Origin of the sequence: Spirosoma arboris (assembly GCF_009754945.1) — a bacterium.
GTDB lineage: Bacteria > Bacteroidota > Bacteroidia > Cytophagales > Spirosomataceae > Spirosoma > Spirosoma arboris.
In genome coordinates this window covers 438,113-463,786 of sequence record NZ_WPIN01000005.1, presented here as the reverse complement: position 1 = coordinate 463,786, position 25,674 = coordinate 438,113, and the positions used below count along the sequence as shown (strand labels likewise).

23 protein-coding genes are annotated in these 25,674 nt (G+C 44.9%); 14 read left to right on the top strand and 9 right to left on the bottom strand.

The annotated features are described in order from the left end of the window. The first annotated feature begins 20 nt into the window (after nucleotides 1-20). Nucleotides 21-1,607 carry a type IX secretion system motor protein PorM/GldM gene (porM, locus tag GO755_RS15900; protein ID WP_157586155.1) on the top strand — a complete coding sequence of 529 codons (1,587 nt, stop codon included), beginning with the start codon at nucleotides 21-23 and terminating at the stop codon, nucleotides 1,605-1,607. Between the two features lie 56 nt (nucleotides 1,608-1,663). Continuing rightward, nucleotides 1,664-2,713: a type IX secretion system ring subunit PorN/GldN gene (gene porN / locus GO755_RS15895; RefSeq protein ID WP_157586154.1), complete on the top strand. Its 1,050-nt coding sequence runs from the start codon at nucleotides 1,664-1,666 to the stop codon at nucleotides 2,711-2,713. 94 nt (nucleotides 2,714-2,807) lie between these two features. On the opposite strand, the gene uvrC is transcribed toward porN, so the two are convergent. From uvrC to porW, 3 genes are all read right to left on the bottom strand, one after another. After that, complete coding sequence (gene uvrC, locus GO755_RS15890; protein ID WP_157586153.1) at nucleotides 2,808-4,616, bottom strand: excinuclease ABC subunit UvrC; 1,809 nt, start codon at nucleotides 4,614-4,616, stop codon at nucleotides 2,808-2,810. Between the two features lie 142 nt (nucleotides 4,617-4,758). Then, entirely contained in the window at nucleotides 4,759-7,116 is a 2,358-nt protein-coding gene (locus GO755_RS15885; RefSeq protein ID WP_157586152.1) for a penicillin-binding protein 1A, read from the bottom strand. 86 nt (nucleotides 7,117-7,202) lie between these two features. Next, on the bottom strand, nucleotides 7,203-9,452 hold the full coding sequence (gene porW, locus GO755_RS15880) for a type IX secretion system periplasmic lipoprotein PorW/SprE (RefSeq protein WP_157586151.1): 2,250 nt from the start codon (nucleotides 9,450-9,452) through the stop codon (nucleotides 7,203-7,205). 115 nt (nucleotides 9,453-9,567) lie between these two features. On the opposite strand from porW, the gene GO755_RS15875 reads away from it, so the two are divergent. The 5 genes from GO755_RS15875 to atpH all read left to right on the top strand — a co-directional run bounded on the left by GO755_RS15875 (nucleotide 9,568) and on the right by atpH (nucleotide 12,972). Continuing rightward, complete coding sequence (locus GO755_RS15875; RefSeq protein WP_157586150.1) at nucleotides 9,568-9,843, top strand: AtpZ/AtpI family protein; 276 nt, start codon at nucleotides 9,568-9,570, stop codon at nucleotides 9,841-9,843. Nucleotides 9,844-10,293: 450 nt separating this feature from the next. Further along, nucleotides 10,294-11,409, top strand: coding sequence for a F0F1 ATP synthase subunit A (gene atpB, locus GO755_RS15870; protein WP_157586149.1), 1,116 nt, complete (start codon nucleotides 10,294-10,296; stop codon nucleotides 11,407-11,409). 86 nt (nucleotides 11,410-11,495) lie between these two features. Further along, nucleotides 11,496-11,753 (top strand): ATP synthase F0 subunit C, encoded by a 258-nt coding sequence (gene atpE, locus GO755_RS15865; protein ID WP_082111625.1) that lies wholly within the window; start codon nucleotides 11,496-11,498, stop codon nucleotides 11,751-11,753. 177 nt (nucleotides 11,754-11,930) lie between these two features. Then, nucleotides 11,931-12,425, top strand: a complete 495-nt coding sequence (atpF, locus tag GO755_RS15860; RefSeq protein ID WP_157586148.1) for a F0F1 ATP synthase subunit B — start codon at nucleotides 11,931-11,933, stop codon at nucleotides 12,423-12,425. A 7-nt stretch (nucleotides 12,426-12,432) separates the two neighbouring features. Beyond that, entirely contained in the window at nucleotides 12,433-12,972 is a 540-nt protein-coding gene (gene atpH, locus GO755_RS15855; RefSeq protein ID WP_157586147.1) for an ATP synthase F1 subunit delta, read from the top strand. Nucleotides 12,973-13,029: 57 nt separating this feature from the next. On the opposite strand, the gene GO755_RS15850 is transcribed toward atpH, so the two are convergent. Beyond that, the gene (locus GO755_RS15850) at nucleotides 13,030-13,944 is read right to left on the bottom strand and encodes a serine hydrolase (RefSeq protein ID WP_157586146.1); all 915 of its coding nucleotides are present in this window, start codon (nucleotides 13,942-13,944) and stop codon (nucleotides 13,030-13,032) included. After that, nucleotides 13,944-14,405, bottom strand: coding sequence for a GNAT family N-acetyltransferase (locus GO755_RS15845; RefSeq protein ID WP_317165883.1), 462 nt, complete (start codon nucleotides 14,403-14,405; stop codon nucleotides 13,944-13,946). The genes GO755_RS15850 and GO755_RS15845 overlap by 1 nt, the downstream gene beginning before the upstream one ends. A 202-nt stretch (nucleotides 14,406-14,607) precedes the next feature. Between GO755_RS15845 and GO755_RS15840 the strand changes: the two genes are divergently transcribed. Further along, entirely contained in the window at nucleotides 14,608-15,711 is a 1,104-nt protein-coding gene (locus GO755_RS15840; RefSeq protein ID WP_227686972.1) for a DUF6786 family protein, read from the top strand. A 35-nt stretch (nucleotides 15,712-15,746) separates the two neighbouring features. Here the strand turns inward: GO755_RS15840 and GO755_RS15835 are convergent, their stop codons facing one another. Further along, nucleotides 15,747-16,808, bottom strand: coding sequence for a methyltransferase (locus GO755_RS15835; RefSeq protein WP_157586144.1), 1,062 nt, complete (start codon nucleotides 16,806-16,808; stop codon nucleotides 15,747-15,749). Between the two features lie 200 nt (nucleotides 16,809-17,008). Here GO755_RS15835 and GO755_RS15830 point away from each other — a divergent pair, with 200 nt between their 5' ends. Next, complete coding sequence (locus tag GO755_RS15830) at nucleotides 17,009-18,022, top strand: bifunctional heptose 7-phosphate kinase/heptose 1-phosphate adenyltransferase (protein WP_157586143.1); 1,014 nt, start codon at nucleotides 17,009-17,011, stop codon at nucleotides 18,020-18,022. Next, nucleotides 18,015-19,286, top strand: a complete 1,272-nt coding sequence (locus tag GO755_RS15825) for an AGE family epimerase/isomerase (protein ID WP_157586142.1) — start codon at nucleotides 18,015-18,017, stop codon at nucleotides 19,284-19,286. The genes GO755_RS15830 and GO755_RS15825 overlap by 8 nt, the downstream gene beginning before the upstream one ends. Nucleotides 19,287-19,337: 51 nt before the next feature. Here GO755_RS15825 and trxA read toward each other — a convergent pair whose 3' ends face one another. Beyond that, a complete protein-coding gene (gene trxA, locus GO755_RS15820) occupies nucleotides 19,338-19,715 on the bottom strand; it encodes a thioredoxin (RefSeq protein WP_394351029.1) in 378 nt (125 codons plus the stop codon). A gap of 37 nt (nucleotides 19,716-19,752) precedes the next feature. Continuing rightward, nucleotides 19,753-21,060 (bottom strand): bifunctional 3,4-dihydroxy-2-butanone-4-phosphate synthase/GTP cyclohydrolase II, encoded by a 1,308-nt coding sequence (locus GO755_RS15815; protein WP_157586140.1) that lies wholly within the window; start codon nucleotides 21,058-21,060, stop codon nucleotides 19,753-19,755. 212 nt (nucleotides 21,061-21,272) lie between these two features. Between GO755_RS15815 and GO755_RS15810 the strand changes: the two genes are divergently transcribed. The 3 genes from GO755_RS15810 to GO755_RS15800 all read left to right on the top strand — a co-directional run bounded on the left by GO755_RS15810 (nucleotide 21,273) and on the right by GO755_RS15800 (nucleotide 24,820). Continuing rightward, a complete protein-coding gene (locus GO755_RS15810) occupies nucleotides 21,273-23,285 on the top strand; it encodes a T9SS type B sorting domain-containing protein (RefSeq protein ID WP_317165882.1) in 2,013 nt (670 codons plus the stop codon). Nucleotides 23,286-23,393: 108 nt separating this feature from the next. After that, nucleotides 23,394-23,726 (top strand): YbaB/EbfC family nucleoid-associated protein, encoded by a 333-nt coding sequence (locus tag GO755_RS15805; RefSeq protein WP_157586139.1) that lies wholly within the window; start codon nucleotides 23,394-23,396, stop codon nucleotides 23,724-23,726. A gap of 71 nt (nucleotides 23,727-23,797) precedes the next feature. Further along, complete coding sequence (locus GO755_RS15800; protein WP_157586384.1) at nucleotides 23,798-24,820, top strand: glycosyltransferase family 2 protein; 1,023 nt, start codon at nucleotides 23,798-23,800, stop codon at nucleotides 24,818-24,820. Nucleotides 24,821-24,900: 80 nt separating this feature from the next. Here the strand turns inward: GO755_RS15800 and GO755_RS15795 are convergent, their stop codons facing one another. Then, on the bottom strand, nucleotides 24,901-25,122 hold the full coding sequence (locus tag GO755_RS15795) for a PspC domain-containing protein (protein ID WP_157586138.1): 222 nt from the start codon (nucleotides 25,120-25,122) through the stop codon (nucleotides 24,901-24,903). Nucleotides 25,123-25,463: 341 nt separating this feature from the next. Here GO755_RS15795 and GO755_RS15790 point away from each other — a divergent pair, with 341 nt between their 5' ends. Next, nucleotides 25,464-25,664, top strand: a complete 201-nt coding sequence (locus tag GO755_RS15790) for a cold-shock protein (protein ID WP_157586137.1) — start codon at nucleotides 25,464-25,466, stop codon at nucleotides 25,662-25,664. The last annotated feature ends 10 nt before the right edge of the window (nucleotides 25,665-25,674 follow it).

Here is a 25,674-nt window from a genome sequence, read left to right as displayed (position 1 = left end):
TATTCTCACTACCATAGTTTATGGCAGGCACAAAAGAGACACCCCGTCAGAAAATGATCGGGATGATGTATCTGGTTTTGACCGCTTTACTGGCTCTACAAGTCACGTCGGCCATTCTGGAAAAATTCGTTTTAATTAATAATAGCTTAGAGCAATCCACTGGAGCCGTTGGTAAAATTAACCAGGGCACGTTTGATAATATTCGGGGTACTGTTGAAAAATCAGGTAACCGAGCTACCGATTTAGCCATTGTTAAACAGGCTGAAGAAGTAAGGAAGATAACAGCGGATGTAATTGGTGAAGTTGATAAACTCAAAGAGCAACTAGTAGACGCTGGTGGCGGTCGTGATGAATCGGGCAATATTAAAAACCTGAGCGAAGAAGAGAAAGTAGCACAGCTTATGATCGGTACAAACCGTAATGGAGCGGCCTTCAAACTGAAAGATCAGCTGAATGGATACGTTGAAAACCTCTCGAAATACTCGGGTACAAAATATACCCCCATGGCTCTTGATGGAAAAGATGATCCAATTGCCAGTAACTCACCTGACCAAAAAAGAAAGGATTTTGCTGAGCTAAACTTTGCCCAAACACCTGTACCAGCAGCTTTGGCTGTTTTGAGTCAGAAACAAGCCGATGTACGCCGACTTGAAGGTGAAGTGCTCGACGTACTGGCTAGCAAAGTTGGTGCTCAGGACGTTAAATTCGATAAAATTATTGCCATGCTAAGCATGGACTCGAAGGTAGTTGTTGCCGGTACGAAGTTTAAAGGTCAAATGTTTCTGGCTGCATCCTCATCAGGTATTCAACCCCGTATGAGTCTGAATGGTGGTGCAGTTCGTATGCAGGATGGGCAGGGTATCGTTGAGTTTACTGCCCAGGGTGGTGCCTATGACAAGAATGGCCTTGCACGTCGTGTATTAACAGGATCGATTGCTTACCAGACTCCGGCTGGTTTGAAAACTGTGCCTTTATCGGCTGAGTATTTCGTCGCCAAACCTTCCTATCAAATCGAAACAGGTACATTACCTCCTTTGTACCTCGGTTGTGCGAACAAGCTTAGCATTCAAAGCCCTCAGTTAGGGGCCTTGTGGAACCCAACAATTACGGCAAATGGTGCTGCAGTAATTGCATCGGGTGAAAAAGGGAAAGTGACTGTTGTACCGAACTCTGCCAGTGTGGCTTTAAATATTAGCAACGCCGGTAGCTTATTGGGTACAGAGCCATTTCGAGTGAATAAAGTACCACGTCCAACTCTACAAATTTCAGTAGGTGGAACACCGACCACTGATCCTCGTGGTGTACCGGCGTCTTCGGCACGTAGCGTGAAGATTCAGGCGGTTCCTGATCCTAGCTTTGCTGCATTCTCGCCAGAGGATGCTAACTTCCGGACTACAGGAGCTACCATATCACTGGTGCGCGGTACGAGACGAGTTAAAACTGCCGAGGTAGGTGCTGGTGGAGGTCCTATTGGTGAGATTGCCGCAGAAGCGCAACCCGGTGATCGGCTAGTTATTGAAGTTAGTGGAGTACAACGCCGAAATTTCCGTGGTGATATTAGTGATGTACCAATGGGTAATTCGCTTGCGCAGATTTCCCTGTATTGATGTACTAAAGCGGTTTCTTGACCGTTAACTTACTGAATTGACAACAATTAGTAGCCATGACACAGATTAGAACGATACGATTTGCTGGTGTGCTAGCTGTAGCTGCGCTGGCGTTGGCAGGGGAGAATGCCTTAGCTCAGGAGAAGGCGAGCAGTGGCGTAAATGCAAATTCGGTTCGTGGAATCAATGAGAACGATATTATGATGAAGAAGACCCTTTGGCGTCGAATTGACCTAAAGGAGAAACAAAATCAGTCGATGTTCTCGAAGAATAATGAGATTTCGAAGTATTTGATGGAGGCCGTGAGAGCTGGTCTAATTGACGCATACACGAATGATTCGTGTACGACGAAAATAACACCTGAGAAATTTCACGAAAATCTACTGATTCCGAATACAGGAGGTGGTCTGTCGGCAGAAGAAAAAGCTGCTGGTTTTACCGAAGATGGTAAAGGCGGTGCTAAAAACGATGGCTGGGATACCCCCAAAAAAGACGATAAGAAAAAAGCAGACGATGGCTGGGGTGCTCCTAAGAAAGCCGCTGAACCTGTTGATGATGGCTGGGGTGCTCCTAAGAAAAAATCGTCTGTTGCAAAAAATGCAAAGGGTAAAAAAGGTAAATCTGTTGTTGCCCCTGTTGTAGAACCGAAAAAAGATACTGTAGCGGTTGCGCAGGCACCTGTTCTATCGGGTGATGAATATTTTCCAAAAGAGTTAAATATTCTTGAACTTAAGGAAGACTGGATTTTTGATCGGAAACGTTCACGTTTATATTATGATATTCAAACTGTAACGCTTTTACTGCCCGCTGATAAGAATACAGCTGGTTACGAAAAGCCAATTGCTTCCTTTAAATATAAGGATCTGGACAAGTTATTCCGTAGTGATCCGAAGAAGTTTATCTGGTATAATCCACAAAACCAGGCACAGCACAAAAATTTGGCTGATGCATTTGATCTGCGACTGTTCTATGGTCGGATTACAAAAGTGGCTAACCCTGGTGATACTGATTTAGTGGGTATGTATGGTGATCGAGAAGGTTTGCTGAAATCATACCAAACTGAGTATGAGCTGATGGAAACCGAACATAGTCTCTGGGAGTATTAATCTCTGGATTTTTTACAAAAAAGGCATCTGATTCGCACAGATGCCTTTTTTGTTTTTATGAACACGCAACTTATACTTAGTTAAAGCTAACTAGCTATTGCTCTATTGTATCAAAATACTGTTTCAATTTGTGGGCTCGATCCTGGCCAACTACTTCAGCAATTTCGTCAAGTGAAGCCTCGCGGATTTTTTTTACACCCTTAAAGTGCTTTAGAAGTTTAGCTGCCGTTTTTTTTCCGACTCCTTCTACGTTCTCTAGTTCACTGATCAAACTGTTCCGGCTCCGTTTGTCACGATGGTAAGTAATGGCAAATCGGTGGGCTTCGTCGCGAATACGCTGAATCAGTTTAAGCGATTCAGATTTTTTATCGATATAAAGTGGTAAATTATCTTCAGGGAAATAAATTTCTTCCAGACGTTTAGCAATGCCAATAATAGGTACTTTGCCATATAAGTTCAAAGCCTTGAGGGCATCACAGGCTGCACTGAGTTGGCCTTTACCACCATCAATCACAATTAAATCGGGCATGTCGGTTCCCTCAGTCAGTACGCGTGTGTATCGTCGGGTAACAACCTCATACATACTGGCAAAATCATTCGGGCCCACAACTGTTTGAATAGAAAAATGTCTGTATTCCCGATTTGCGGGTTTGCCACCAATAAAACACACCATAGCCGAGACCGGATTTGTACCCTGAATGTTTGAGTTATCGAAACATTCAATCCGATTAGGAAGGGATTTTAATTGTAAATCCTGCTTCAAACGAATTAAAACGCGGTCTTTTTTGCTGGCACTGGCCGTGGCTTCGGCGGCTGCACGTTCCTGACGTTCGCGTCGGAAATACAGTACGTTTTTCAAAGACATGTCCAGCAATTTCTTCTTATCACCAATTTGCGGAACTGTTACCTCAGCTTTCAAATCCACATCCAGCGGAATGTTTGAGATAATCTCTTTCGACTGGCTACCGTATTGTTCCCGGAACTCGATGATCATCATCGCCAATAGATCGGGATCGGTTTCGTCCAACTTCTTCTTGACTTCAACAGTGTGCGTTTGAACGATTGTACCGTTCACAACCTTCATGAAATTGATATAGGCCGACACCTCATCGGAGGCTATGGAAAATACATCGGCATCAGCAATTTTGGGATTGACAACGGTTGATTTACTCTGAAACCGCTGTAATACATCCATTTTTTCTTTGTACTTCTGAGCCTGCTCAAACGCCAGTTCATTGGCTGCTTCAACCATACGAGTTTTAAAATACTCCTGTGCTGGTTTAAGATTTCCTTTCAGAATATGATGAACCTGCTCAATATCGCTGTCATAATCAGATTCATTTTGCTTACCCTCACAAGGCCCTTTGCAATTGCCAATATGGTATTCCAGACAAACTTTGTATTTGCCCGCTTCAATGTTTTCGGGAGCCAGATTGAAGTTGCAAGTCCGAATCGTAAATAGCTGACTGAACATATCCAGTACGGTATACATCGGCTTCAGATTCGCAAAGGGGCCATAGAACGTCCCTAATTTTCGATCAATGCGCCGGGTTGTTAACACGCGGGGAAAATGCTCGTTCGTGACGCAAACAAATGGATACGTTTTATCATCCCGAAGCAAAATATTGAACTTTGGTTGATAACGTTTGATAAGTTGGTTTTCGAGTAAGAGAGCATCGAACTCGGTATGAACAATGGTAAATTCAATTTTCCGGATCTGGCTTACCAAACGTAACGTTTTGCGGTCATGCCCTTTTGAATTAGTGAAATAACTACTGACACGATTTTTCAGATCTTTGGCCTTACCAACATAAATTACCTCACCTGTGCTATCGAAATAGCGATAAACACCCGGCTCATGAGGTACTTTGGAGAGTTCTTGTTTGTAGTCGAATTCGGGCATGCTGTGGTACCGACTGTCTAAATCGGGAATTAATCTTAGTTTCCGACCGAAATGACCGGTATTACAAAACAACCAATATAGTCGAAAGGTTGCTTATAATTCATCTACCAATTAGGCCAGCAAACTGCTGGCCTAATTGGTCTTACTGTAATATTTCGTCTTCATCTTCCGGTACAACTTTAGGTGGAATATACCGTTGCGATGAGTCGATATTATAGCCGCCACAATCAATCTTGAAGTTGTTGGGTTTTCGGAATGGCTCAGGACGATAAGTTGTTAGTGTAGGATCTTTGTAAATTTTCTGCATATACATCGCCCAGGCAGGCATCGCTACGTGACCTCCCTGACCCAATTCGATGGTACGGAAGTGAATTGATCGATCATCGCCACCTACCCATAAGCCTGAGACAAGGTGCTGGGTCAGCCCCATGAACCAACCATCTGAGTAATTTGAGGTAGTACCGGTTTTAGCCGCAATCTCGTTGCCACCTTCTAATAATTTATACTGCGTTTCTAACCGCTTAGCTGTGCCATTAGGCTCTTCAACAGCCCCTCGCATAAGATGCAACATTTCGTAAGCTCGGTTAGAGCTAATAACCTGTTTAGCATCTGGCGTAAAATTCTTTAAGACATTCCCATTCTTGTCCTGAATCTGTACAAGCATCATGGGACGAACACGCATACCACCATTTGCAAATGCACAATAAGCTGCCACCATTTCATACACAGCCACATCACCTGTACCAAGACAAAGGGTTGGATTTTCGGGTAGATCTTTGCTTTCGATGCCCATTTCGTGTGCGTACTTAATAACCTCGGCTGCCCGCGTTTTCTTAATCAACTGGGCGCTAACCGTATTAATCGACTGCCCTAACGCTTCACGCAGTGACAAACTCTGATAACTATATTTCCCATTTGAATTATGCGGAGTCCAGGCTGGTCCGCCATTGTTATCCTCTCCGTGAGCAAACGTAGTTGGCTGGTCGGTAATACGACTACAGGGCGTTACAAATCCCTGATCCATAGCCGTTAGATAAACAAATGGCTTGAAGGTCGAGCCAGGTTGGCGACGGCTCTGTCGAACATGGTCGAACTTCATGTGTTTAAAACTGACGCCACCTACCCAAGCTTTCACATACCCATTGCGAGGGTCCATTGACATGAATCCTGTATTTAGCAGTCGTTTGTAATAACGGATAGAGTCAAGTGGACTTAAGGTTGTATCTTTCTCATTGCGTCTGCCACCATACACAAATACTTTCATCTTGATAGGCTTCTGCATGTCCTGCCAGATGGCTTTTTCGTCTGCACCGTAGAGTGCTTTGAGCTGCTTATAGCGTGTAGTTCGGCGGGCCACGTTTTGAATAAATCCAGGAATTTCGATGTATTTCTTCGTTCGCCTATCTTTTTGTACCCAAGGATTTCGACCGCGCCAGTGTTCGTAAAATTTCTTCTGCTGATCGCGCATGTTTGCCATAACGGCCTCTTCGGCGTAGGTCTGCATACGTGAGTCGATAGTCGTGAAAATTTTCAGTCCACTTGTATAAAGATCTAACTCAGCACCAGGATTTTCTTCATTGTATTGCCGAATCCACCGTTTAATGTCGTCTTTGATCACCGAGCGGAAATAAGCTGCCATGCCCGTATTCTGATTCTCGACGCTAAAATCGAGTTTCAGAGGTTTACGTTTGTAGGTAAAATACTGCTCATCACTCAGAAATTTGTATTTCTTCATCTGCCCCAGTACAACATTCCGACGTTCTTTTGTCCGTTCTTCAGACAAACGTGGATTGTAGAATGTCGGGTTTTTTAGCATTCCGACCAACATAGCAGCTTCTTCTACGTTCAGATTCCAGGGCTCTTTACTGAAATAGGTTTTGGCCGCCGTCTTAATACCATAGGTGTTATTGCCAAATGACACCGTATTGAGGTACATCATCATAACCTCCTGCTTGGTATAATTACGCTCTAGACGCACCGCCAGAATCCATTCCTTAGTTTTGGCAATCACCAGACCAATGACAGGAATATGTCCTAACACACCACGAAGTTCTTCCTGCCGGGTATCGAAAAGATTTTTGGCTGTTTGTTGTGTAAGCGTACTACCTCCTCCCGAACTCGACGCATCGCGAAAAGTAAGAAATCCTCCTACCGCCCGAAAAAGCGAGCGAGGGTCGATGCCTGAGTGTTTGATAAAGCGGGCATCTTCAGTTGCCAACAGGGCTGAGGTAACGTTGGGGGATACCTGCGAGATTTCAATCGGCGTTCGATTTTCAACATAATACTTACCCAGCAACTGATGATCGGCCGTGTAAACTTCCGACGCTTCCTCGCTTTTAGGGTTTTCGAGGGTTTTCAGGCTAGGCATACCGCCAAATAACCATAAGAAGTTGTAGCTAACTGCCAGAACATATAGAATCAATAGAACTATGCCAATCAGCGAGTAGCGCCAGAGATTTCGGATGATAGTCCGGTATGGTCCGGGTGCAAATTCAATCATTGATTTTTTGTTTCAGGTTTCGTGTTTCAGGTTCCAGGTTGGCTGATTCGCTTTTAACCTGGAACCTGAAACACGAAACGTTGAACTTATTTTCTTTTTGCTGTTGCCTGTTCGGCAGCGACTTGCATTTCTTTTACACGAGGGAGCAATTGGCTACCTGGATAATCACGTACGAATTCAGTCAATGCCTGACGATAAGCCTCCACATTCTGAACCTTACCAATTAACATAACCCGGAGTAAAGCCAGTTTGTCTTCTAACTGGGTACCAGCGACGCCACTCATTGCTGTTTCTGCGCGAGCTAATGCTTCTGTTGGATTGGTCTTATACAGTTCATAAATAGCCGTATACGTCTTAAGAGCCTGCGCTTCTGAATCAGTTGTATGAACAGCCGCCTTCCCCGTTAGACGAGCGTAAGAGGTATTTGGATATTCGGCCAGCAATTTATCCTTCCAGGATGAGGTTTTTCCTAGCTGTTCATTGGAAAGATACAGGAGATAGTAGACTTCTGGTTTCTGGAGTGTATTTGGGTACCTTGTTAATAATTGTTCAAACGTAGGAATGGCATCGGCAGGTTGATTCAGCTGAAATTTATAAAGCTTTCCTAATTTGTACAATGCATTTTCAATTCGTTGATTAGCCACAACCTGCGCTTCCTTCGTAAAGGGAATTTTTGCCATCATGGCATCTTTCTTGGCTTTCCGGCCAGCAGCAGGACCAGTCAAGTCAGCCGCCGGGCCCGATGCATCGGCTGGTGATAAAGGTGCATTGGGATTTACTGAATTGGCGGGTGATGCACCTGCAACAGGACTATTTACACCTGCAACGGCTTCCGACGACTCTTTATTACTACGTCGCCAGTTGTCTTCGAGTGGTCGATTGCCCCAAACTACAGAGAATTCCTGCCGACCCTGACTTAAAGTAACCGGATTGTACAAGACCCAACGTTCGTTGGGTTGTAAATTAGAGTTAGTAGCACCTGGTACAGAATTGATATTTCCGTTTGTTGCTTTGTCCACAATTTGCTGCGCAAGAGCAGCCTGAGCTTTATCTTCTTTTTCGCGTTTAGTGATTGTGTTATCCAGCAGTTTATCAAGAGCAGCAGGGTCCATTTTTGCCAGATTCAATAAACTGTCATCAGTTCGAATGGTTGTTTGATACAAAACGAACTCATCCAACGTCTTTTTTCGATTCAGTAGCGCTGCGTAATCGGCCGATTGCTTTGGAAGCAATGCTAATGCACTATCGTAATATACTTTTGCGTGAGTGTAGTCAGCCTTCTTCTCAAAATACAATTTACCAATTTCCAGATAAGTGTATGGCACTTGCAAGGTATTGGAGCCTGCCGCCTGAATCGACTGACTATATAGTTTAATGGCCTTGTCGATTCGTCCATTACGAGCTTCGAGCAACCCCATCGTAAAATAAATTTTGTCTTTTAGATCGGCATTTTTGCGATCATTCAGCAACTCCTCAAACGTTTCATTTGACTGTGCCATTCGTTTCTGGTCGCCTGTCAAACCATTACTTTGAATAGCGTAGAGGTTAGCATAAAAAGACTGATCGTAGCTTGGTCGTGATTTGAGTACTTGTCGGTAATGATCAACCGCCTTGGCGGGCTGACCAATGAGATCATACAATTGTCCTGCAATAAGGTGAAGCCGGGCCGTAGATTCTCCTTTTTTCAGGACTGGAAACGTAGCATCCAGAATACCCGCTGCAGTTGCATACTCACCTTGCCGTTCGTGCAGGTAGGCTTTTGTCAGGTAAAAATCGCGGGTGTTAACCTTGTTAAGCGGTTGATTTCTTAGATACTCAGCCACATTCAGGGCATTTGTATAGTCGCTGGCTTCAACATAAGCCCGCATCAATCCTACTAAGGCAGTATGTTTATCGTCCTCATTGGTTCCTTTTGTATTTACATACTTGAATACTTCAATTGCATTCGGTAAATCTTGCTTCAACAGTCGTGCCCGACCAATAAGTATATAGGCATTATCGAGCCATTTACTATTTTGGTGGCGTTCAGGAATAATTGAGGCCTTCTTTATCGCATCATCCAATTGAGGTTTCACCGGCAGAATCAGCATTGAGTCGACTGGAAGCAGGATGGGCAATAACTGGTTATAATTTTCCTGCCTCTTTTTAAATAGTTCTTGCTCGGCCTGGGCAATTTCATCGCGGGCAATTACATAAGCATTGAAATGGGCTGTCAGATTATGATACCCTTTACTGACGGGCTTAGTGCTATATTGCGAACATGAAACCAGCTCGCCGGTCAGTGCAATCAGGACCGTATAAAACAGAAAGAGGTGATAGCGATAATAGCGGGACATTCGGAAATAACACGTGGTCACTCGTATTAAAACGTTGCAGGTCGGTTAGGCAATATGGAACGTTAGGCCAAATTAACGAATTTTGTACAGCATATCGTCTTTCAGTCCTAATTCTATGGAAAACGCTCCCGACCAACCCGATCAAAGTAACTCAGATAAGCCCGTTCGGGGTAATGAACCTCTGAAAAAAGCGACCGAAAAAACAACATCATTTGTGCAATTTAGCGGTATTGCTTTTCAAATGCTCGGTACAATTGGATTAGGTGTCTGGGCAGGCATGAAATTAGATGCCTGGCAGCAAAATCATCGGCCTATCTGGACAATTATACTATCATTAACTGCAATTGGAGCCTCACTTTATTTATTTATTCGCCAATTGATAAAAAGGTAGGTGCGTAGTGCAAGGAGCAAAAGCTTAACTATTCTGCTCCCTGCCTCATGCTCCCTGCTCCCTGCCTCATGCTTCGTACATTCTTATTTACCATCATATTAGCAATTGTATTTTTCGTAGCCGAACGATATTCTGTTTCACCTTGGCTACATCCTGATTGGAAAATTCTATTGATCTTTTTCCTTAGCGTCTCATTCCTAACTCACCGACTGGTAGAGACTGGTTTACAAGGCAATCAAGAACGATTTATCCCACTTTACTTAGCCGCCACCGTTGCTCGTTTGATACTTGGGCTGGCCTTCATCGGTTTTTTTTTATTCCGGCACATTGAGCAACGTCGAGCCTTCGTTTTGGACTTTCTTGTACTATATATATGTTACACAGGCTTTGAGATTTGGACGCTTACTCGTAACTTGCGACGCGATTCGTAAAAAGGATCTGTCACATCATATGATGCGTTCGTCAATTAAGCAATTTTTGTTAGCAACGGCTCTCATTTTGAGTTCGTTAGTAGGCGCGAAGGCGCAGGAGCATAATCAGGAGGGCGAGGCACATGCCCAACACGAAGGCGAAGCAGCCGCTCCTAAAGGAAAATTTAATGTAGGTGAAATGATTATGCACCACATTAAAGACGATCATGGCTGGGAGTTTGCTCACGGTGTTACAGTGCCATTACCTGTAATTCTGTACTCGAAAGATAGGGGCCTGGAGATTTTTTCGTCATCACAACTAGCTCACGAGCAGGTATATAATGGCTATAAGAACGAACATGGTAAAATTCACCGTGTTGATGAAGCGGGCAAAGTTGATCATGAAGCGAAATTCTATAATTTCTCGATTACTAAGAATGTAGCCTCGCTGATATTAAGTGCCATTATTATGATTTTGGTGTTTTCTTCGGTTAGTAAAGGATATGCGAAGAATAAAGGAAAAGCACCCAAAGGCATTCAGTCGTTTCTGGAACCAATCATCCTGTTTGTCCGCGACGAAATTGCCAAGCCAAGCATTGGTCCTAAGTACACCAAGTTTTTACCCTATCTGCTAACCCTGTTCTTTTTCATTCTGATTAATAACTTGCTGGGTTTGCTACCCGGTGCCGCTAACCTAACGGGTAATATTGCTGTCACGCTGGTACTCTCTGTTATTACCTTCCTGATTGTTACGTTCAGTGGTAATAAACATTACTGGTTGCACATTCTAAAGCCAACGGGTGTTCCGGTTGCGTTGCTGCCAATTATGATTCCCGTTGAAATTGTGGGTGTGTTCATGAAGCCACTATCGCTCATGATTCGGTTATTCGCCAACATTACTGCTGGTCACATTATCATTCTGAGCTTGCTAGGCCTGATTTTTATGGCCAATCACATGGGCGGTATGGGTACTAGCATTGCCATCAGCCCCGTTGTCCTGTTTTTTACTTTGTTTTTGAATTTAATCGAATTGTTGGTGGCGTTTCTACAAGCGTTCATCTTCACGCTGCTGACGGCTATGTACATCGGTAGCGCTGTAGAGGAACATCATGAGGCCGACCACGGTATCGGTTACGAAGGCGCGGAAGCGCACTAATTTACGAAGTGTGATTTACGCTTTACATCGTAAATCGCCAATCAATACGCAATCTTTTGTTTCACTAATAAATCTGTTTGACGATTATGTTCGCAATGTTGTTTTCTATGCTGTTAGAAGCTACTGGTAGTGTTTCGGTTATGGGTGCTGCTATCGGTGCTGGTCTGGCTGCTATTGGTGCTGGTCTGGGTATCGGTAAAATTGGTGGTAGTGCAATGGAAGGTATTGCTCGTCAGCCAGAAGCGGCTGGTCGTATCCAAACCGCCATGCTGATCATCGCAGCTCTGATCGAGGCCGTTGCTCTGTTTGCAGCCGTTATTTGTCTTCTGGTTGCTACAGCCTAATTCGGCTGAGTTCCGCAGACGCTAAGTTTGAGTAGGCTGGTTGCATTAGGCACTGGCTCCACTGCTCGCTAATTACTCAGAAAATGTTCGCCCGTTTGGGATTGCCGACGGGTGGACATTTTCTAACAAAAGATTGATTACACAATTACTAACATTGATTTTCCATAATTCACACTCATGGATTTACTTACTCCCGAACTCGGTCTATTATTCTGGCAGGTAGTGGTGTTCCTCGGCCTGTTCCTGATTCTTCGTGCATTCGCCTGGAAACCCATTACGGAAAGCCTGAACGAGCGCGAAAACAATATTCAAAGTGCACTCGATCTGGCCGAAAAAACCCGTCTGGAAATGACGGCACTGAAAGCAGATAACGAGAAATTATTAGCGCAAGCTCGTTCTGAGCGCGAAGCTATTTTGCGTGGTGCGAAAGAAACTGCCGATAAAATGTTGGCCGATACACGTGAGAAAGCAGAGTCTGAAGGCAAACGAATTCTGGAACAGGCTCGTGAGTCGATGCAAAACGAACGGCAGGCGTTGATCGTACAAATGAAAAAAGAAGTTGTTACCCTTTCGCTTGATATTGCAGAGAAAGTTCTTCGGAAAGAACTCAGCGATAAATCGGCGCAGGAGAAACTAGTGACCGATCTGGTATCAAACTCACGCTTAAACTAATTCGATTATGGCAGTCGCTACCGTAGCCGCCCGCTATGCCAAATCGCTATTGGATTTGGCCAGAGAAAATGGCCTGACTGAGACAATGTATAAAGACATGCTGTTCTTTAAGAACACAGTGGCGCAAAGCCGGCCATTGTTGCTCATGTTGAAGAACCCTATTGTTCGGGCCGAAAAGAAAAATGCTGTTTTAAAAGCTGTTTTCGCCACTCGTGTTGATCCAGTAACTATGTCATTTTTTGAAATCATCGCTAAAAAGAACCGTGAGCCTATCATGGACGCTATAGCGGATGAATTCATCAACCAATATGACCGCTTGAAAGGCGTAGATCGGGCAACTGTTATCACGACAGTACCGCTTACAGATGCACTTCGCAAGAAGTTTAAGGCAATAGTCATGAAAACAACCGGTAGTAAATTGGTTGAATTAGAAGAGAAAATCGATTCGAGACTGATTGGGGGCTATGTGTTGCGTGTTGGCGATCAGCAGATTGATGGGTCAATTCGCAGTCAGCTGAATGAGTTGCGTTTGCAGTTTCTGAATTAAAACATAAACTGTCTCGAGCAAAAAGTCGCTTTCTATCATGGAAAGCGACTTTTTGTTTTACCACCACTTTTCATATCCTTCGGCTGGCTTCCAGGTTGATTTGGGTTCAAAATGATGCCATAGTGTGGTTGCTACCGTGCGTAACAGTACAGAACCTTCATTTGTGCGTGTCCAGCTTTCATCTTTTTGGTTCTTGGTTATGATACAGTACACATACTCTCCATGTGGAGCATGCACGAAGACAACTTCTGAACGAGACTGGTTAACAGCCCCATTTTTACAGGCCGTTTTTACATCGGGAGGCACTTGCGACAGCCCATCATTATCCCAATACTGGCGTCCCAGATTTCTATACATTTCTTCGCTGGCATCGGAGCTAATGGCTTTACCCTGACGGATGTAGGTTACTAACTCAGCCATTTCTCGCGGAGTTGTCTGTCCCCAACCGTATCGATTTCGGTTGGCCTCCCGGCCTGGCGTTCGGGAGTTGACCCGAGTTTGGTGAAACCCGTTTGTTTCGAGCCAGTTATTAATCGTAGTGCCACCTCCGGCTAGGGCTTGACACCATAAACTACCGGTATTATCGCTGACCGTTTCCATCAGCATAACCACCTTGCTAAGCGTAATTTTAGCACCCTCTTTCAGGGAGCCAACAATGCCATCGTCGTAGTGGAGCGAGTCTTTGTAGGTTAATTCCTGATCGTACTTTAATTCACCTGTATGGATTTTGTCGAACAGGCCACATTGAATCGGAATCTTAATCATACTTGCCGTCGGAAATAAGGTGTCGGCGTTGATAGCGACAATTTTTCCTGAGCGAAGATTATGGACGTACACGCCCGCATCACCCCGGAAATTAGCCAGTGCAGCTTGGAGTTTTCGTTCCAGAGCGTTATCGTTTCGTGTAGGCGACTGACTATTGGCAACTACCCAATTCAACGTAAATACGAAAGAGAGAAGGATGACACGCATTAGAATTGAATGGGTTTGACTAGTTTGATGTGTGTTTTGTTGAAAAATTCGCGTTCGTAAAAGCGAACCGTATCCAGGCGTTTTTGATTGGTGGTCACTTCCAGATTGATAAACTTCTCCCGGACGGCCAATGCACTCAGCTCGGCCACAAGTGCCTGACCGATACGTTGATTACGAGCGTCGGGGCGGACATATAACTCTTGAATTTCGCCCACTTTACCACAATGATGCAACAAGTATTGAGCATGACAACTCACGAAGCCGACAACCTCGTCATACCTTTCTGCTACTAAGTAATAGATGGCTGGATTGACAAGATTCTGTTGATAAATGGTATAGAAGGCTGTTTGATCTAACTCTATTTCCTCCAATTCGCACAAAAAATTATAAATAGTTTGTGCATCGGATGGAGTCGCAGTTCTGATTTGTATAGCATTTGCGAAAGTAGATTGGGACGTCACTGTAATTTATAGGGATACGTGTAGCTACGAAAATGGCTGTTCAAGTTCAGTATTTTTCAGATTGCTCGTTGAATTTCTCATGAACAAAATTATCGTCTTAATTTTTAGCGGTTTAATGGTCGCTTGCTCTGGTCGAAAAGCCGAAACAAACGACGGTCAAATACCTTCTACCGATTCAATCTCCCAAACTTTAACCGCAAATATGTACGCTAAAGACCGGCAGTTCTTACAGCAGCATCATTCCGATTTAGTTGAATTAGAATTAGGAAATGCTCGTGCCTTAATCTGCCCAGCTTATCAAGGGCGTGTAATGACAACGACTGCCGATGGAGAAGCTAGTTATGGTTGGATCAACTACGAGCTGATAAAGTCTGGCAAACTTCTACCGCATATGAATGCGTTTGGTGGGGAAGACCGTTTCTGGTTAGGACCAGAGGGTGGGCAATACGCACTATATTTCAAAAAAGGCGATCCATTTGATGGTGATCATTGGCAGACACCAGCCGCTATTGATTCAGAACCGTTTGAAACCACTAATACCACTAAGACTTCTGCTACATTTTCGCGGAATGTATCGTTGACCAATTATACCGGAACTCGATTTGACATCGGTATTGAACGAACGGTTAAACTCTTGGATAAGGCAGAGATTATGCGGCAATTGGCAGTTAATACGGATTCACTCAAGGTAGTTGGTATTCAGTCCGATAACGTAATTACAAACAAGGGAAAACAAGCCTGGACAGATCAAACTGGAATGCCATCTATCTGGATTTTGGGTATGATGAATGCATCGCCTGAATCCATGATCATCGTGCCGTATCGAGAAGGTGCTGGTCAACCAGTCAATGATTCCTACTTTGGGAAAGTCCCGGCTGATCGATTGAAGATGGGAAAAACAGCTGCATTGTTTAAAGCAGATGCGAAGTACCGTAGTAAAATTGGCGTTTCTCCAGCACGGGTTACGAATTGGATTGGGAGCTATGACTCAGCCACTAAAACCCTGACGCTGGTAACCTATGACTTCGACCCGCAGGACCATCTGTATGTCAACTCGGCTTGGGAGCATCAAAAAGATCCTTATTCGGGCGATGTCATTAACGCTTATAATGACGGTCCTATGAAACCGGGTCAGCCGCAAATGGGCCATTTTTATGAGTTGGAATCATCGTCGCCAGCGGCCAATCTGGCTCCCGCTGCTAAGCGCCAGCATCGGCATACCACGTTTCATCTGCAAGGATCAGAACAACAGTTAAATCAATTAGCCATTCGACTGTTGCACACAGACTTAGTTTCAATAAAATAAATGCTTGTGGCGGGCCTGCCGTTAGTATATTCAAGCTAACGATCGACAGATTTTGTAGCCCAGATCAATCCATAGTCCATCTGCGTCGGAATATTTACCGGAGTTGATTCTAAGCCAGCTTCGGTGAACCAATTCCGGTATTCGGCGCGGCTGTAGCAACGACCTTTCGTATTCCAGAAGAGTTGTGCCGAATAATCCGTGACAGCCAATGGACCATCCAAGTCATCATTCAGGAACGCATCGTGAACCCATAACTCACCACCAGGGCGTAGGGCTGCGGTAAAGCGATTGGCCAACAGTTGACAGATGGGTGTTGGCCAATCGTGGAAAAGGCTGGCTGCCAGAAGAATATCTGTCTTCGGAAGATCGTCGGTTAGCATGTCACCCGCCAAAAAAGTTACCCTTTCTTTTATGCCTGCTGCACCTGGGCGTTCACTTTGAGTGAATTCATCTAGTAATTCGGCAGCAACGGTGAGTACTGCAGGCCGGTCCAGGAGAGTGGCCGTTGAGTTTGGATTAGCCAGCAGCCATTCATAGGTGTAAAATCCTGTACCGCCAGCTACATCCAGTAAGTGCCCTTCCCGTTTGGATAGGTTTCTAGCGACAAGGGGCGAAAGATGGCGGGCGCGTCCTGCCAGGCCAAGTGTTAACATCCGGGCCAGTTCAGGATCGTCCATAGGGGAGGGGCCTTCGCCTTCTTTTACGAAGGAAATACCCTCAGGGGCCTGAAGCGGGCCGTCGTTTTTGAGCCGAAGCGCCATCTCGATAACCCCGGGATCGCCTTGTTCCAGACCAATATACCCGCTTATATTAGGCGTCTGATTTTGGGTCAAATAATGCCCTAATTCCGTAATGTAAAGTTGACCTGTTTCATTATACGCGAGTAGTTCCATAGCGCAGAGAGCTGGAAATAACACCATAGCTGGACGTTCATTCAATTGGAGCCGATCGCGTAATTCCTCTATGGAGAGAGGCCCATTACTTAGTTCCTCAAATACATGTAAATGATAGACAGCTGCAATTAATAGTCTGGAGCCAAACATCGCCCGTAAGTGGCGCGTAATGGGAGCAAGGTCGGGTTGGGTTATAGGGAGCATAGTAAAGTCCAGATTTAAGCCAGTAGGCGACAAAGCCGGGCTCCAAAGATAAAGACAACAAACGGAAGTATATAAGCCAATCCATATGCCACTTCCCAAAGAAATGGCGTATAGATTGGCTTATACTAAAAATAAACTAGTGAGTAGCTAGCCCATAGTAACGGGTTTTGTGTCTAATTACGGAATCCTACTACGAGTTAATGACAAGTACAGATATCAAAACAGTTTTCCAACGCTTTACTTCCCTAAAGGTGGGCGTTATCGGCGACTTTGCCATTGATCTTTATTTTACGCTACAAACTAAAACTGGTGAAATTTCCCTGGAAACCGACCTGGAAGTGTTTTGGGGCAGTAAACCCCGTGCGTTTCTGGGAGCGGCTGGAAATGTCGTTCAGAATCTGGTCGCTTTAGGCGTTTCAAATATTCAAGCCATTGGCTGCGTAGGCAATGACTTATATGGTAGGGAAATGCAGTATTTATTCCGTTCGCTGGGCGTGCAAACCCAATATCTACAGGTGCTCAATAGCGATTGGGATACATGCTTGTACACCAAGCCGAACCAAAGCGGGAAAGAGGCTAATCGGATTGATTTCGGTATTGCCAATAAACTGGATGAGGCTGTTTTTTCGGATGTGATCATCGGATTGGAACAGGCGCTTGGCGAGCTGGATGTGCTGATCATTAACCAGCAATTTGCCAACCCATTACTCACCGAAAACCGAGTTACCATGCTAAATGCGTTGATGGCCCGATTTCCAAAGGTTCGTTTTCTGGTCGATATGCGGGATGTAGGAAAGCTGATTCAACGAGCTACGCTGAAAGTAAATACGGCTGAACTGGCTAAGTTTCTGTCGATAGAATCGCCCGAACATCCTGACTTGGACTGGTGCGTTCGACAGGGAAATCTATTTCGCGAACAGAGTGGTGGCCCATTGTTGATTACACGTGGTCAGGCCGGAATTCTGTATCTGGATGATTACGAAACGCAACTAGTGGAAGGTCTTTCGCTACAGGGCGAACTTGATACTGTTGGCGCAGGCGACACCGTTGTTGCCACTTGGGCAGCTTGCATAGGTGCTGGCGCTACGCCCCAACAAGCCCTTACAATAGCTAACCTGGCGGCAGCTGTAACGGTTCAGAAACTAAATCAAACCGGCACCGCCAGCCTATCTGAAATCCTTGCCCTGCATTCAATCGACCATTCTAATGACTAACGAAACCCTACAACAGTATCGTCAGGAACTACATGACCATCTGACCAAAGAGTTACTTCCTTTTTGGACTCAGCGAGCCGCCGATCGTGTCAATGGAGGCTTTATTACCCACTTTGATCAATACGGAAATGATTCAGGCGAAGATGAGAAATCACTTATTGCCCAGACTCGCTCCATTTATACCTATTCATCGGCCCACAGAGCTGGCTATGGAGATGGTGAATTAGCTGACCTTGCCCGTCATGGTGTCGAGTACCTGCTGACCAATATGTGGGATCAGGAACATGGCGGATTTTACTGGATGACTAACCGAAAAGGGGAGGTGCTAATCGATCAGAAGATCGTGTATGGTCAAAGCTTTGCAATTTATTGTCTGAGTGAATATACACTGGCAACGGGCGATAATCGCGGTATTGAGTATGCCCAGAAGGTTTTCGATCTGTTGCAGAAATATGCAGCAGATACGTGCTATGGAGGCTATTTCGAGATGTTTCACCGTGACTGGACGCTAAAAGGACCGGGCGCTGCTGGGGGAGATCGTAAAACGCTGGATGCACATATGCATTTGATGGAGGCATTTACAACCTTGTACGAAGGTACACAGCAGCCAATTCATCGTCGGAAATTATTGGAAGTGATCGACCTTCTGGTTACGAAAATTATGCACCCAATCTATGGAACTGGCGTGCCGCAGTTTTGGGCCGATTGGCGGGTAGCTCCTCAAATAAAGTTCGATGTTATTTGGGGCTGGGATCGGTTTACAGAGGATGGAGTCAAGCGGGAAGCCGAAGATAACACGAGTTATGGTCACAATGGCGAGTTTGCCTGGCTTCTGATTCACGCCCTGGATATACTAGCTATTCCCTATGATGCCTACCACGATCAATTGCTAAAACCATTTGTTCATGCGGTTACAAACGGCGTAGATTGGGAGCATGGAGGGGTATTTGTAGAAGGTTCGCATAGTGGCGAAGTATACGACCGCGAGAAGGAGTTTTGGCAGCAGGCCGAAGTGCTGATTGGCTTTTTAGACGCCTATCGAATTTTCGGTGATGAAATCTATTGGAATGCCTATGCAAATGTTCACCGATTCGTGATGGATAAAATGATCAATCATCCGGTGGGCGAATGGTGGCCACTCATGACCCGACAGGGCATTCCGATCTGGACACATATGAGTCACTCCTGGAAAATCAACTACCATACCGTTCGCTCGGTAGTACAGTCGATTCGACGGCTCGATAAGTTGCTTACTACAGCATAAACGGGCGAGATTCTCATCCCGCCCGTTTATGTTGATCCAGTAATCGACTGATTAAGCGCCAAATTGTTTTACCAGCCCTTCCAGGGTATGTAGTGGCTGAACGCCCGATTGTCGCCAGACAATCTTGCCCTCTTTAAACATAATCATCGTCGGAATGCTCCGAATCTGATATTGTTGAGCTGCTGCCTGCGCCTTGTCTACGTCAATTTTAATAACCCGGACCTTGTCGCCAGCACGTTCAGTAAGTTGTTTCAGGATAGGAGCCTGCTGTTTACAGGGGCCACACCAATCTGCATAAAAATCGACCAGTACAGGCTTATCGCCCTGGATGAGGTCTTTAAATGATTGCTTGTTCATGGTTGATGAGTCATAAGTTTTTAAGTAGTAAGTTAGAAAGTGGTAAGTAGCTGACGCATATGTGGCTTCAATAACTTACTACTTAAAAACTTACAACTTACCAGCTTCGCTATTGTTCTTCGTTAACGGGCTCATTCATAATTGTATGTCCCATCTTATCGCGCTTGGTTTGCAGGTAGCGTACATTGTGCGGATTGGATGGAATCTCAATAGGTACTGTGTCAATAATTTCCAGTCCATAGCCCATCAAACCAGCTCGTTTTTTAGGATTGTTCGAAATGAGCCGTAGTTTGCGAATGCCCAGATCGCGCAGGATTTGGGCACCAATGCCATAGTCGCGGGCATCCATCGGTAAACCCAGTTCCAGGTTCGCTTCGACTGTATCGCGACCCATCTCCTGAAGTTTGTAGGCTTTCAGTTTATTCATCAAGCCAATGCCACGCCCTTCCTGAAACATGTAAACAATTACCCCCTTGCCTTCGGCTTCGACCATTTTCATGGACGCATGCAGTTGAGCTCCACAATCGCAACGGCAGGAACCGAAAATATCGCCCGTAACACAGGAGGAGTGCACACGTACCAGCACCGGTTCGTTAGGCTCCCAGGTGCCTTTAATAAGTGCCAGGTGCGTATCGCCTGTATTACTTTGCTTGTAGGCAATCAGGTCGAAGTGCCCCCATTCGGTGGGCATATCGACGCCGATTTCCCGATGGATCAGAGTTTCTGTACGAAGCCGGTATTCGATCAGGTCCTGAATGCTAACGAGTTTCATCCCAAAGCGATCAGCCATCACCCGTAGTTGGGGCAGTCGGGCCATGGTACCATCTTCGTTTAGCACTTCAATCAATACACCTGCCGGCGACAGACCCGCCATTCTAGCCAGATCGACGGCGGCTTCGGTATGGCCTGCCCGACGAATAACGCCACCCTCTACTGACCGAAGCGGAAAAATATGACCGGGGCGTCCCAGATCATCCGGCGTGGTGGTTGGGTCTACCAGTGCCTGAATCGTTTTCGAGCGGTCAGACGCCGATATACCTGTTGTGCAGCCACGACCCAGTAAATCGACCGAAACCGTAAAAGGCGTTGTATGTACGGATGTATTACTGGTCACCATCATATCCAGGCCTAATTCCTCGCATCGTTCGTGTGTGAGCGGAACACACATAAGGCCACGGGCCTCACGTACCATGAAATTGACCATTTCTGGCGTAACCATTTCGGCGGCACAGATCATATCTCCCTCATTTTCCCGATCTTCGTCATCAACTACGATCACAATTTTGCCTGCCTTAATATCGGCAATAGCTTCTTCAATACGGTCCAGCCGAATAGGTGCTATGTCAGTCTGGTTTAACTCTTCACCAGCGCGGGATTGAGGCCCAGTGGTTTCAGAGTTGGTACTATTATTGCTCATCTTTTTTAGTCTATGCGTGCCAGTAAAAGTATATAAAGTATATTTGTTGGTCGGTTTGGTGACTGTTCAGATCGTCAGCGCAACTACCTACCCTCAGGTAATCTGAAAACTGATTTTAAGAAAGATACGTTTCGCCGGATGCGAAAATGTCTATCGATCCGTTTTCAGGCATAGGAATAGTATAATCGAAGAACGATAAAAAAGAACCCTCTGTGCGAATTTTACGATTGTGGCTGATTGATAGTGGGGCGAAAGCCGATTTGTTGGCTTGTTGGAAAACTATGGCTCTATTGGGATTATTTCTCATCTGCGGATCGCGTGCCGCACAAGCCCAAAATGCCTGTATAAACCCACTATTTCCCGGTAATTTTTCGGTTTCTAAAGATAAAATCTGCGTCGGTACTCCGGTTACTGTCAATGCTCCATCCACAATAATTAGTGCCGGTTATAATTTTCAGTATGACGGCAAGAGTTCAATTGATAAAGTAGCGCTGTCTTCAACAACAAGCTTCACCTATTCGCAACCTGGCACCTATACAATTATACAGGGAGGAAGTGGTAACGGTGTTGGAACGGGCACTATTTTCTGTAAAGAAGTCACTGTACTTCCCGTCGATCAGGTGACATTTACGGCTAGGGCTTGTTCTGGACGCAGAGCCATGATCGTTCCAGATGCCTCAACGTTAGGGCAATACGATTTGTACGAAGTTTATTGGGGAGATGGTGTGCGGGAGCAAAAAACGCGCGCTGAAATGGCTCTTGAACTGGCTCATACCTACACGAATGCGGGTACATATACGATAACATTGCAAGGTATTTATAATGCGCCGGCTAGCTGCCGGTCAACGATAACGCAAGCGGCTCCTATAACGGTTTCAGCAAATTCATCGCAACCTTTAATCACGGCCTTAAAAACAACCAGCGATAATTCGATTGAGATTACATACCAGGCTAGCACCGGCTCCTCAATACAGTTGTACCAAAAGGTAAATGGCACCTACACCGCAACAGGACAGAACGGTACAGGGGCTGGGATATTCACAGTTCAGACCGATGCCAAACAGGTACAATGTTTCCAGGTTCAGACCCAGGATGCCTGTAATAGTACTCCACTAATATCCGACGAAGTGTGCAGCCTGGTAGTGGATGCCAAAGCTGTGAATAAGCAAAATAACCTAAGCTGGCAACCTTATGCAGGAACGATATCGGCAACAACGCAATTTAGAAAATACGTAATCTATAAAAATGGCCTTCCTGTAAATACGCAGACAAATAGAGCTACCAGTAGCTATAGTGATGCCAATAATATTACCTGTGGTGTGCAATACTGCTATACTCTTGAAGCGACTATTGCGGGAACTGCTCAAACTGTTATTACGTCAGCACCTACCTGTGTGTTGGGTATCAATGGCGAATTGCCCGGAGACTTAGGCAGCACGGTTGTATCGATTGAAGATAATCACCCACATTTATTGACTTCATTACCTGCTACAGGGGCATCAGCTAGCTATACCCTCGTTATTAGTCGTGCCAGTGGCCCTTCAGGTACGTTTCAGCAAATAGCAACCGTTGCTAACAAGAATACATTCACAGATAGTACAGCCGACGCATCGGCAGCTTCGTATTGCTACGAGGTGACTTACCTAAGTAATTGTGGACTAAGTTCGCCCCCATCGAGTCCAGTCTGTACTGTATTTTTATCCTCCAAATCACCTACAGGCATCGACTGGACTGCTGAGTCGCCTTTTACACCCGAAAAAATAGGGAATTACATTATCGAGGTGGTCGACTCTGTGAATAATACCAGGCAAGAAATCACAAATATTGGGGTCAATACACACTACGATTTGAGTGCTACAGATCTGGATATGCAATCACAGAAATACCGGATCATTGTTATTTCTGAGAATGGAGCAGTCAGTTATTCAAATTTTTATACGTTCCGTCGTGAGGCTAAAATTTGGGTGCCTGATGCCTTTACGCCTAACAATGATACGCAGAATGATACATTTGTAGTAAAAGGAGTTTATTTTGATCAGTTTAAGCTGATTATGTATGATCGCTGGGGAGAGGTCATTTATGAAACGACCGATAAAAACCAGGGATGGGATGGTAAAGTTAAAGGCCAGGATGCGCTAACAGGCCAGTATATGTATCGCGTTGAGGTCATTGACCTTACTGGGATGAAAACTGTTCGTACCGGTGCCGTGTTATTAATAAGGTGATGGAAACTAAACTAAGTGAAGTCAGTGAAGCAGCAAGTCTGATCAAAAGCTTAATTTACTCACTCCATCTACTTCACTGATTCCACTACTTACTAACTACAAAGCAATATGAATATGATGGATATGTTCGGGAAGATGAAGGAAGTTCAATCCCGAATGAAAGATGCCCAGGAAACGCTGAGCGCCGTTACGGAAACGGGCGAATCGGGGGCGGGATTAGTGAAAGTGACCGTCAATGGTCTGAAAAATGTTCTGAAAATTGAGATTGACCCCGACCTGATACGGCCCGATGATCGCGAAATGCTACAAGATCTAATCGTAGCAGCAACGAATAAAGCTATGGCTAACGTTGAAACAAAAGCGCGTGAACATCTCCGCCAAGCCACAGAAGGGCTGTTGCCAAACATACCCGGTCTAAATCTGGATGGACTGATGTCTTAATAGTTTGTAAGTTTGTGGTTCGATGTTGGCATAGATCGATTACTATGGCAAACGTCAAACCACAAACTGATTTGGATACCCTTGCCATTGTTATTCTTAATTACAACGGGAAACCGTTTTTGGCCAAATTCCTGCCTGCCGTACTGGCAACCGCTGATGGGCACCCGGTTTACGTAGCAGACAGCGCTTCTTCCGATGATTCCGTCCCCTTTCTAAAGTCTACGTTCCCAACTGTTCGAGTCATTGAACTTCCTCGTAATGAAGGCTATGCTGGAGGTTACAACGCGGCCCTCGAACATATCCGAACACACTATGGAGGTGCTACTTACTACGTTTTACCAAATTCCGATATTGAGGTAACACCCGGTTGGCTTTCACCCGTACTGGCGTTATTGGAGGCTAATCCGAATATTGCCGCTTGCCAACCTAAAATTCGGTCGTATAACGAGCGTGACTTGTTTGAACATGCAGGAGCTGCCGGTGGCTTTGTCGATTGGCTAGGCTATGTTTTTTGCCGGGGCCGTGTGTTTGCTACATTCGAGAGAGATCATGGACAATACAACGATAACCAACAGGTATTTTGGGCGACTGGAGCCTGTCTTTTCGTAAAGGCAACTGTGTTTCACCAAACTGGAGGCTTCGATGCATCGTTTTTTGCCCACATGGAAGAAATTGACTGGTGCTGGCGCATACAGCGATTGGGGTATGAAGTTTGGGCGTGTGGCGAGTCGACAGTTTACCATGTTGGAGGAGGAACACTCCATAAGTCCAATCCCCATAAAACCTTTCTGAATTACCGCAACAGCCTCTATATGCTCTACAAGAACTGGCCTGCCAATGGCTGGTTATGGCCAAAAATTCTTTTTAGGCTAGTAATGGATGGCTTATCGTCATTGCTCTTTATGCGGGAAAAGCAATGGCGTGATGTATGGGCCATTATACGGGCACATTTCGCCTTTTATGGAGCACTGCCAAAACTTCACCAACAGCGACGCTTATTAAAGCAACAGCAAACCACCGAAGTTAAGCTCTACCCGAAAAGCATTGTCTGGCAATATTTTGCCGAAGGAAAAAAGACGTTTAATCAGATGTAGGATATAGAATGTATGATATATGATATGGCTTACGCAAAAGCAGTACATCATATATCATACATCTTATATCATATATATGCTCACAGTTCCCAGATGGTTGGGTGAGCGTGCCGACGCATGTGTTTATTCATCTCCATCCAGAAAGCCAGTATCAGATAAAGAACAACGGGGGAGCCAAGTGTCAGAAATGAAGTATATATAAAATATAAGCGGATACTGCTGGCCGAAATATTCATCTTTTCTCCCAAGCGGGAGCAGACACCGAACGCCTGACTTTCAACAAAATATCGAATCTTATTCATTTTGTTCGTCTATGAAGTGGATACTGTTCAGTCATTGATCGTGCACAAAGCTAACGACTGTGTTTGGTAGAATGTTTGCCGTTTACGAAGAAAGCCAATATAAACTTAATGAAATTAGCTAAAAAGTGGTCCCAAACTCATTGAAGTCAGAACATTTTCGTTTTCTTTGTGTTGTAACGGGGTTAAAGGCTCATAAGGTGCCATTTTCGCCATTACATTTAACAAAGTTCGTTGATCCTCAACTAAATATCCTAATCAAAAGGATGTTTTGTTCGCTCTTTCCTGAATCTTTGTTAATGACTGACCCCTTAAATGTTTAATTGTTTAATTGTTTACGTTTTATGCAAACAGGTGAAGTAAAATTCTTTAACGAAAGTAAAGGCTACGGATTCATTGTTGAAGATGGTACCAACAGAGACATTTTCGTTCACATCACCGGCTTGAATGGGATTACCATTCGAGAAAAAGACCGGGTACAGTTTGAAGTGGTTGACGGCAAAAAAGGACTCAACGCCGTAAAGGTGCAAAAAATAGCCAATTAGATTTACCCTC

Coding starts and splice junctions, on each gene's coding strand:
- porN (WP_157586154.1), top strand. CDS start 1,664: ATGACACAGATTAGAACGATACGATTTGCTGGTGTGCTAGCTGTAGCT.
- GO755_RS15805 (WP_157586139.1), top strand. CDS start 23,394: ATGAATATGATGGATATGTTCGGGAAGATGAAGGAAGTTCAATCCCGA.
- atpE (WP_082111625.1), top strand. CDS start 11,496: ATGTTCGCAATGTTGTTTTCTATGCTGTTAGAAGCTACTGGTAGTGTT.
- GO755_RS15850 (WP_157586146.1), bottom strand. CDS start 13,944: ATGCGTGTCATCCTTCTCTCTTTCGTATTTACGTTGAATTGGGTAGTT.
- GO755_RS15815 (WP_157586140.1), bottom strand. CDS start 21,060: ATGAGCAATAATAGTACCAACTCTGAAACCACTGGGCCTCAATCCCGC.
- atpB (WP_157586149.1), top strand. CDS start 10,294: ATGATGCGTTCGTCAATTAAGCAATTTTTGTTAGCAACGGCTCTCATT.
- porM (WP_157586155.1), top strand. CDS start 21: ATGGCAGGCACAAAAGAGACACCCCGTCAGAAAATGATCGGGATGATG.
- GO755_RS15825 (WP_157586142.1), top strand. CDS start 18,015: ATGACTAACGAAACCCTACAACAGTATCGTCAGGAACTACATGACCAT.
- uvrC (WP_157586153.1), bottom strand. CDS start 4,616: ATGCCCGAATTCGACTACAAACAAGAACTCTCCAAAGTACCTCATGAG.
- porW (WP_157586151.1), bottom strand. CDS start 9,452: ATGTCCCGCTATTATCGCTATCACCTCTTTCTGTTTTATACGGTCCTG.
- atpF (WP_157586148.1), top strand. CDS start 11,931: ATGGATTTACTTACTCCCGAACTCGGTCTATTATTCTGGCAGGTAGTG.
- GO755_RS15840 (WP_227686972.1), top strand. CDS start 14,608: ATGTACGCTAAAGACCGGCAGTTCTTACAGCAGCATCATTCCGATTTA.
- GO755_RS15835 (WP_157586144.1), bottom strand. CDS start 16,808: ATGCTCCCTATAACCCAACCCGACCTTGCTCCCATTACGCGCCACTTA.
- atpH (WP_157586147.1), top strand. CDS start 12,433: ATGGCAGTCGCTACCGTAGCCGCCCGCTATGCCAAATCGCTATTGGAT.
- GO755_RS15830 (WP_157586143.1), top strand. CDS start 17,009: ATGACAAGTACAGATATCAAAACAGTTTTCCAACGCTTTACTTCCCTA.
- GO755_RS15875 (WP_157586150.1), top strand. CDS start 9,568: ATGGAAAACGCTCCCGACCAACCCGATCAAAGTAACTCAGATAAGCCC.
- GO755_RS15885 (WP_157586152.1), bottom strand. CDS start 7,116: ATGATTGAATTTGCACCCGGACCATACCGGACTATCATCCGAAATCTC.
- GO755_RS15790 (WP_157586137.1), top strand. CDS start 25,464: ATGCAAACAGGTGAAGTAAAATTCTTTAACGAAAGTAAAGGCTACGGA.
- GO755_RS15795 (WP_157586138.1), bottom strand. CDS start 25,122: ATGAATAAGATTCGATATTTTGTTGAAAGTCAGGCGTTCGGTGTCTGC.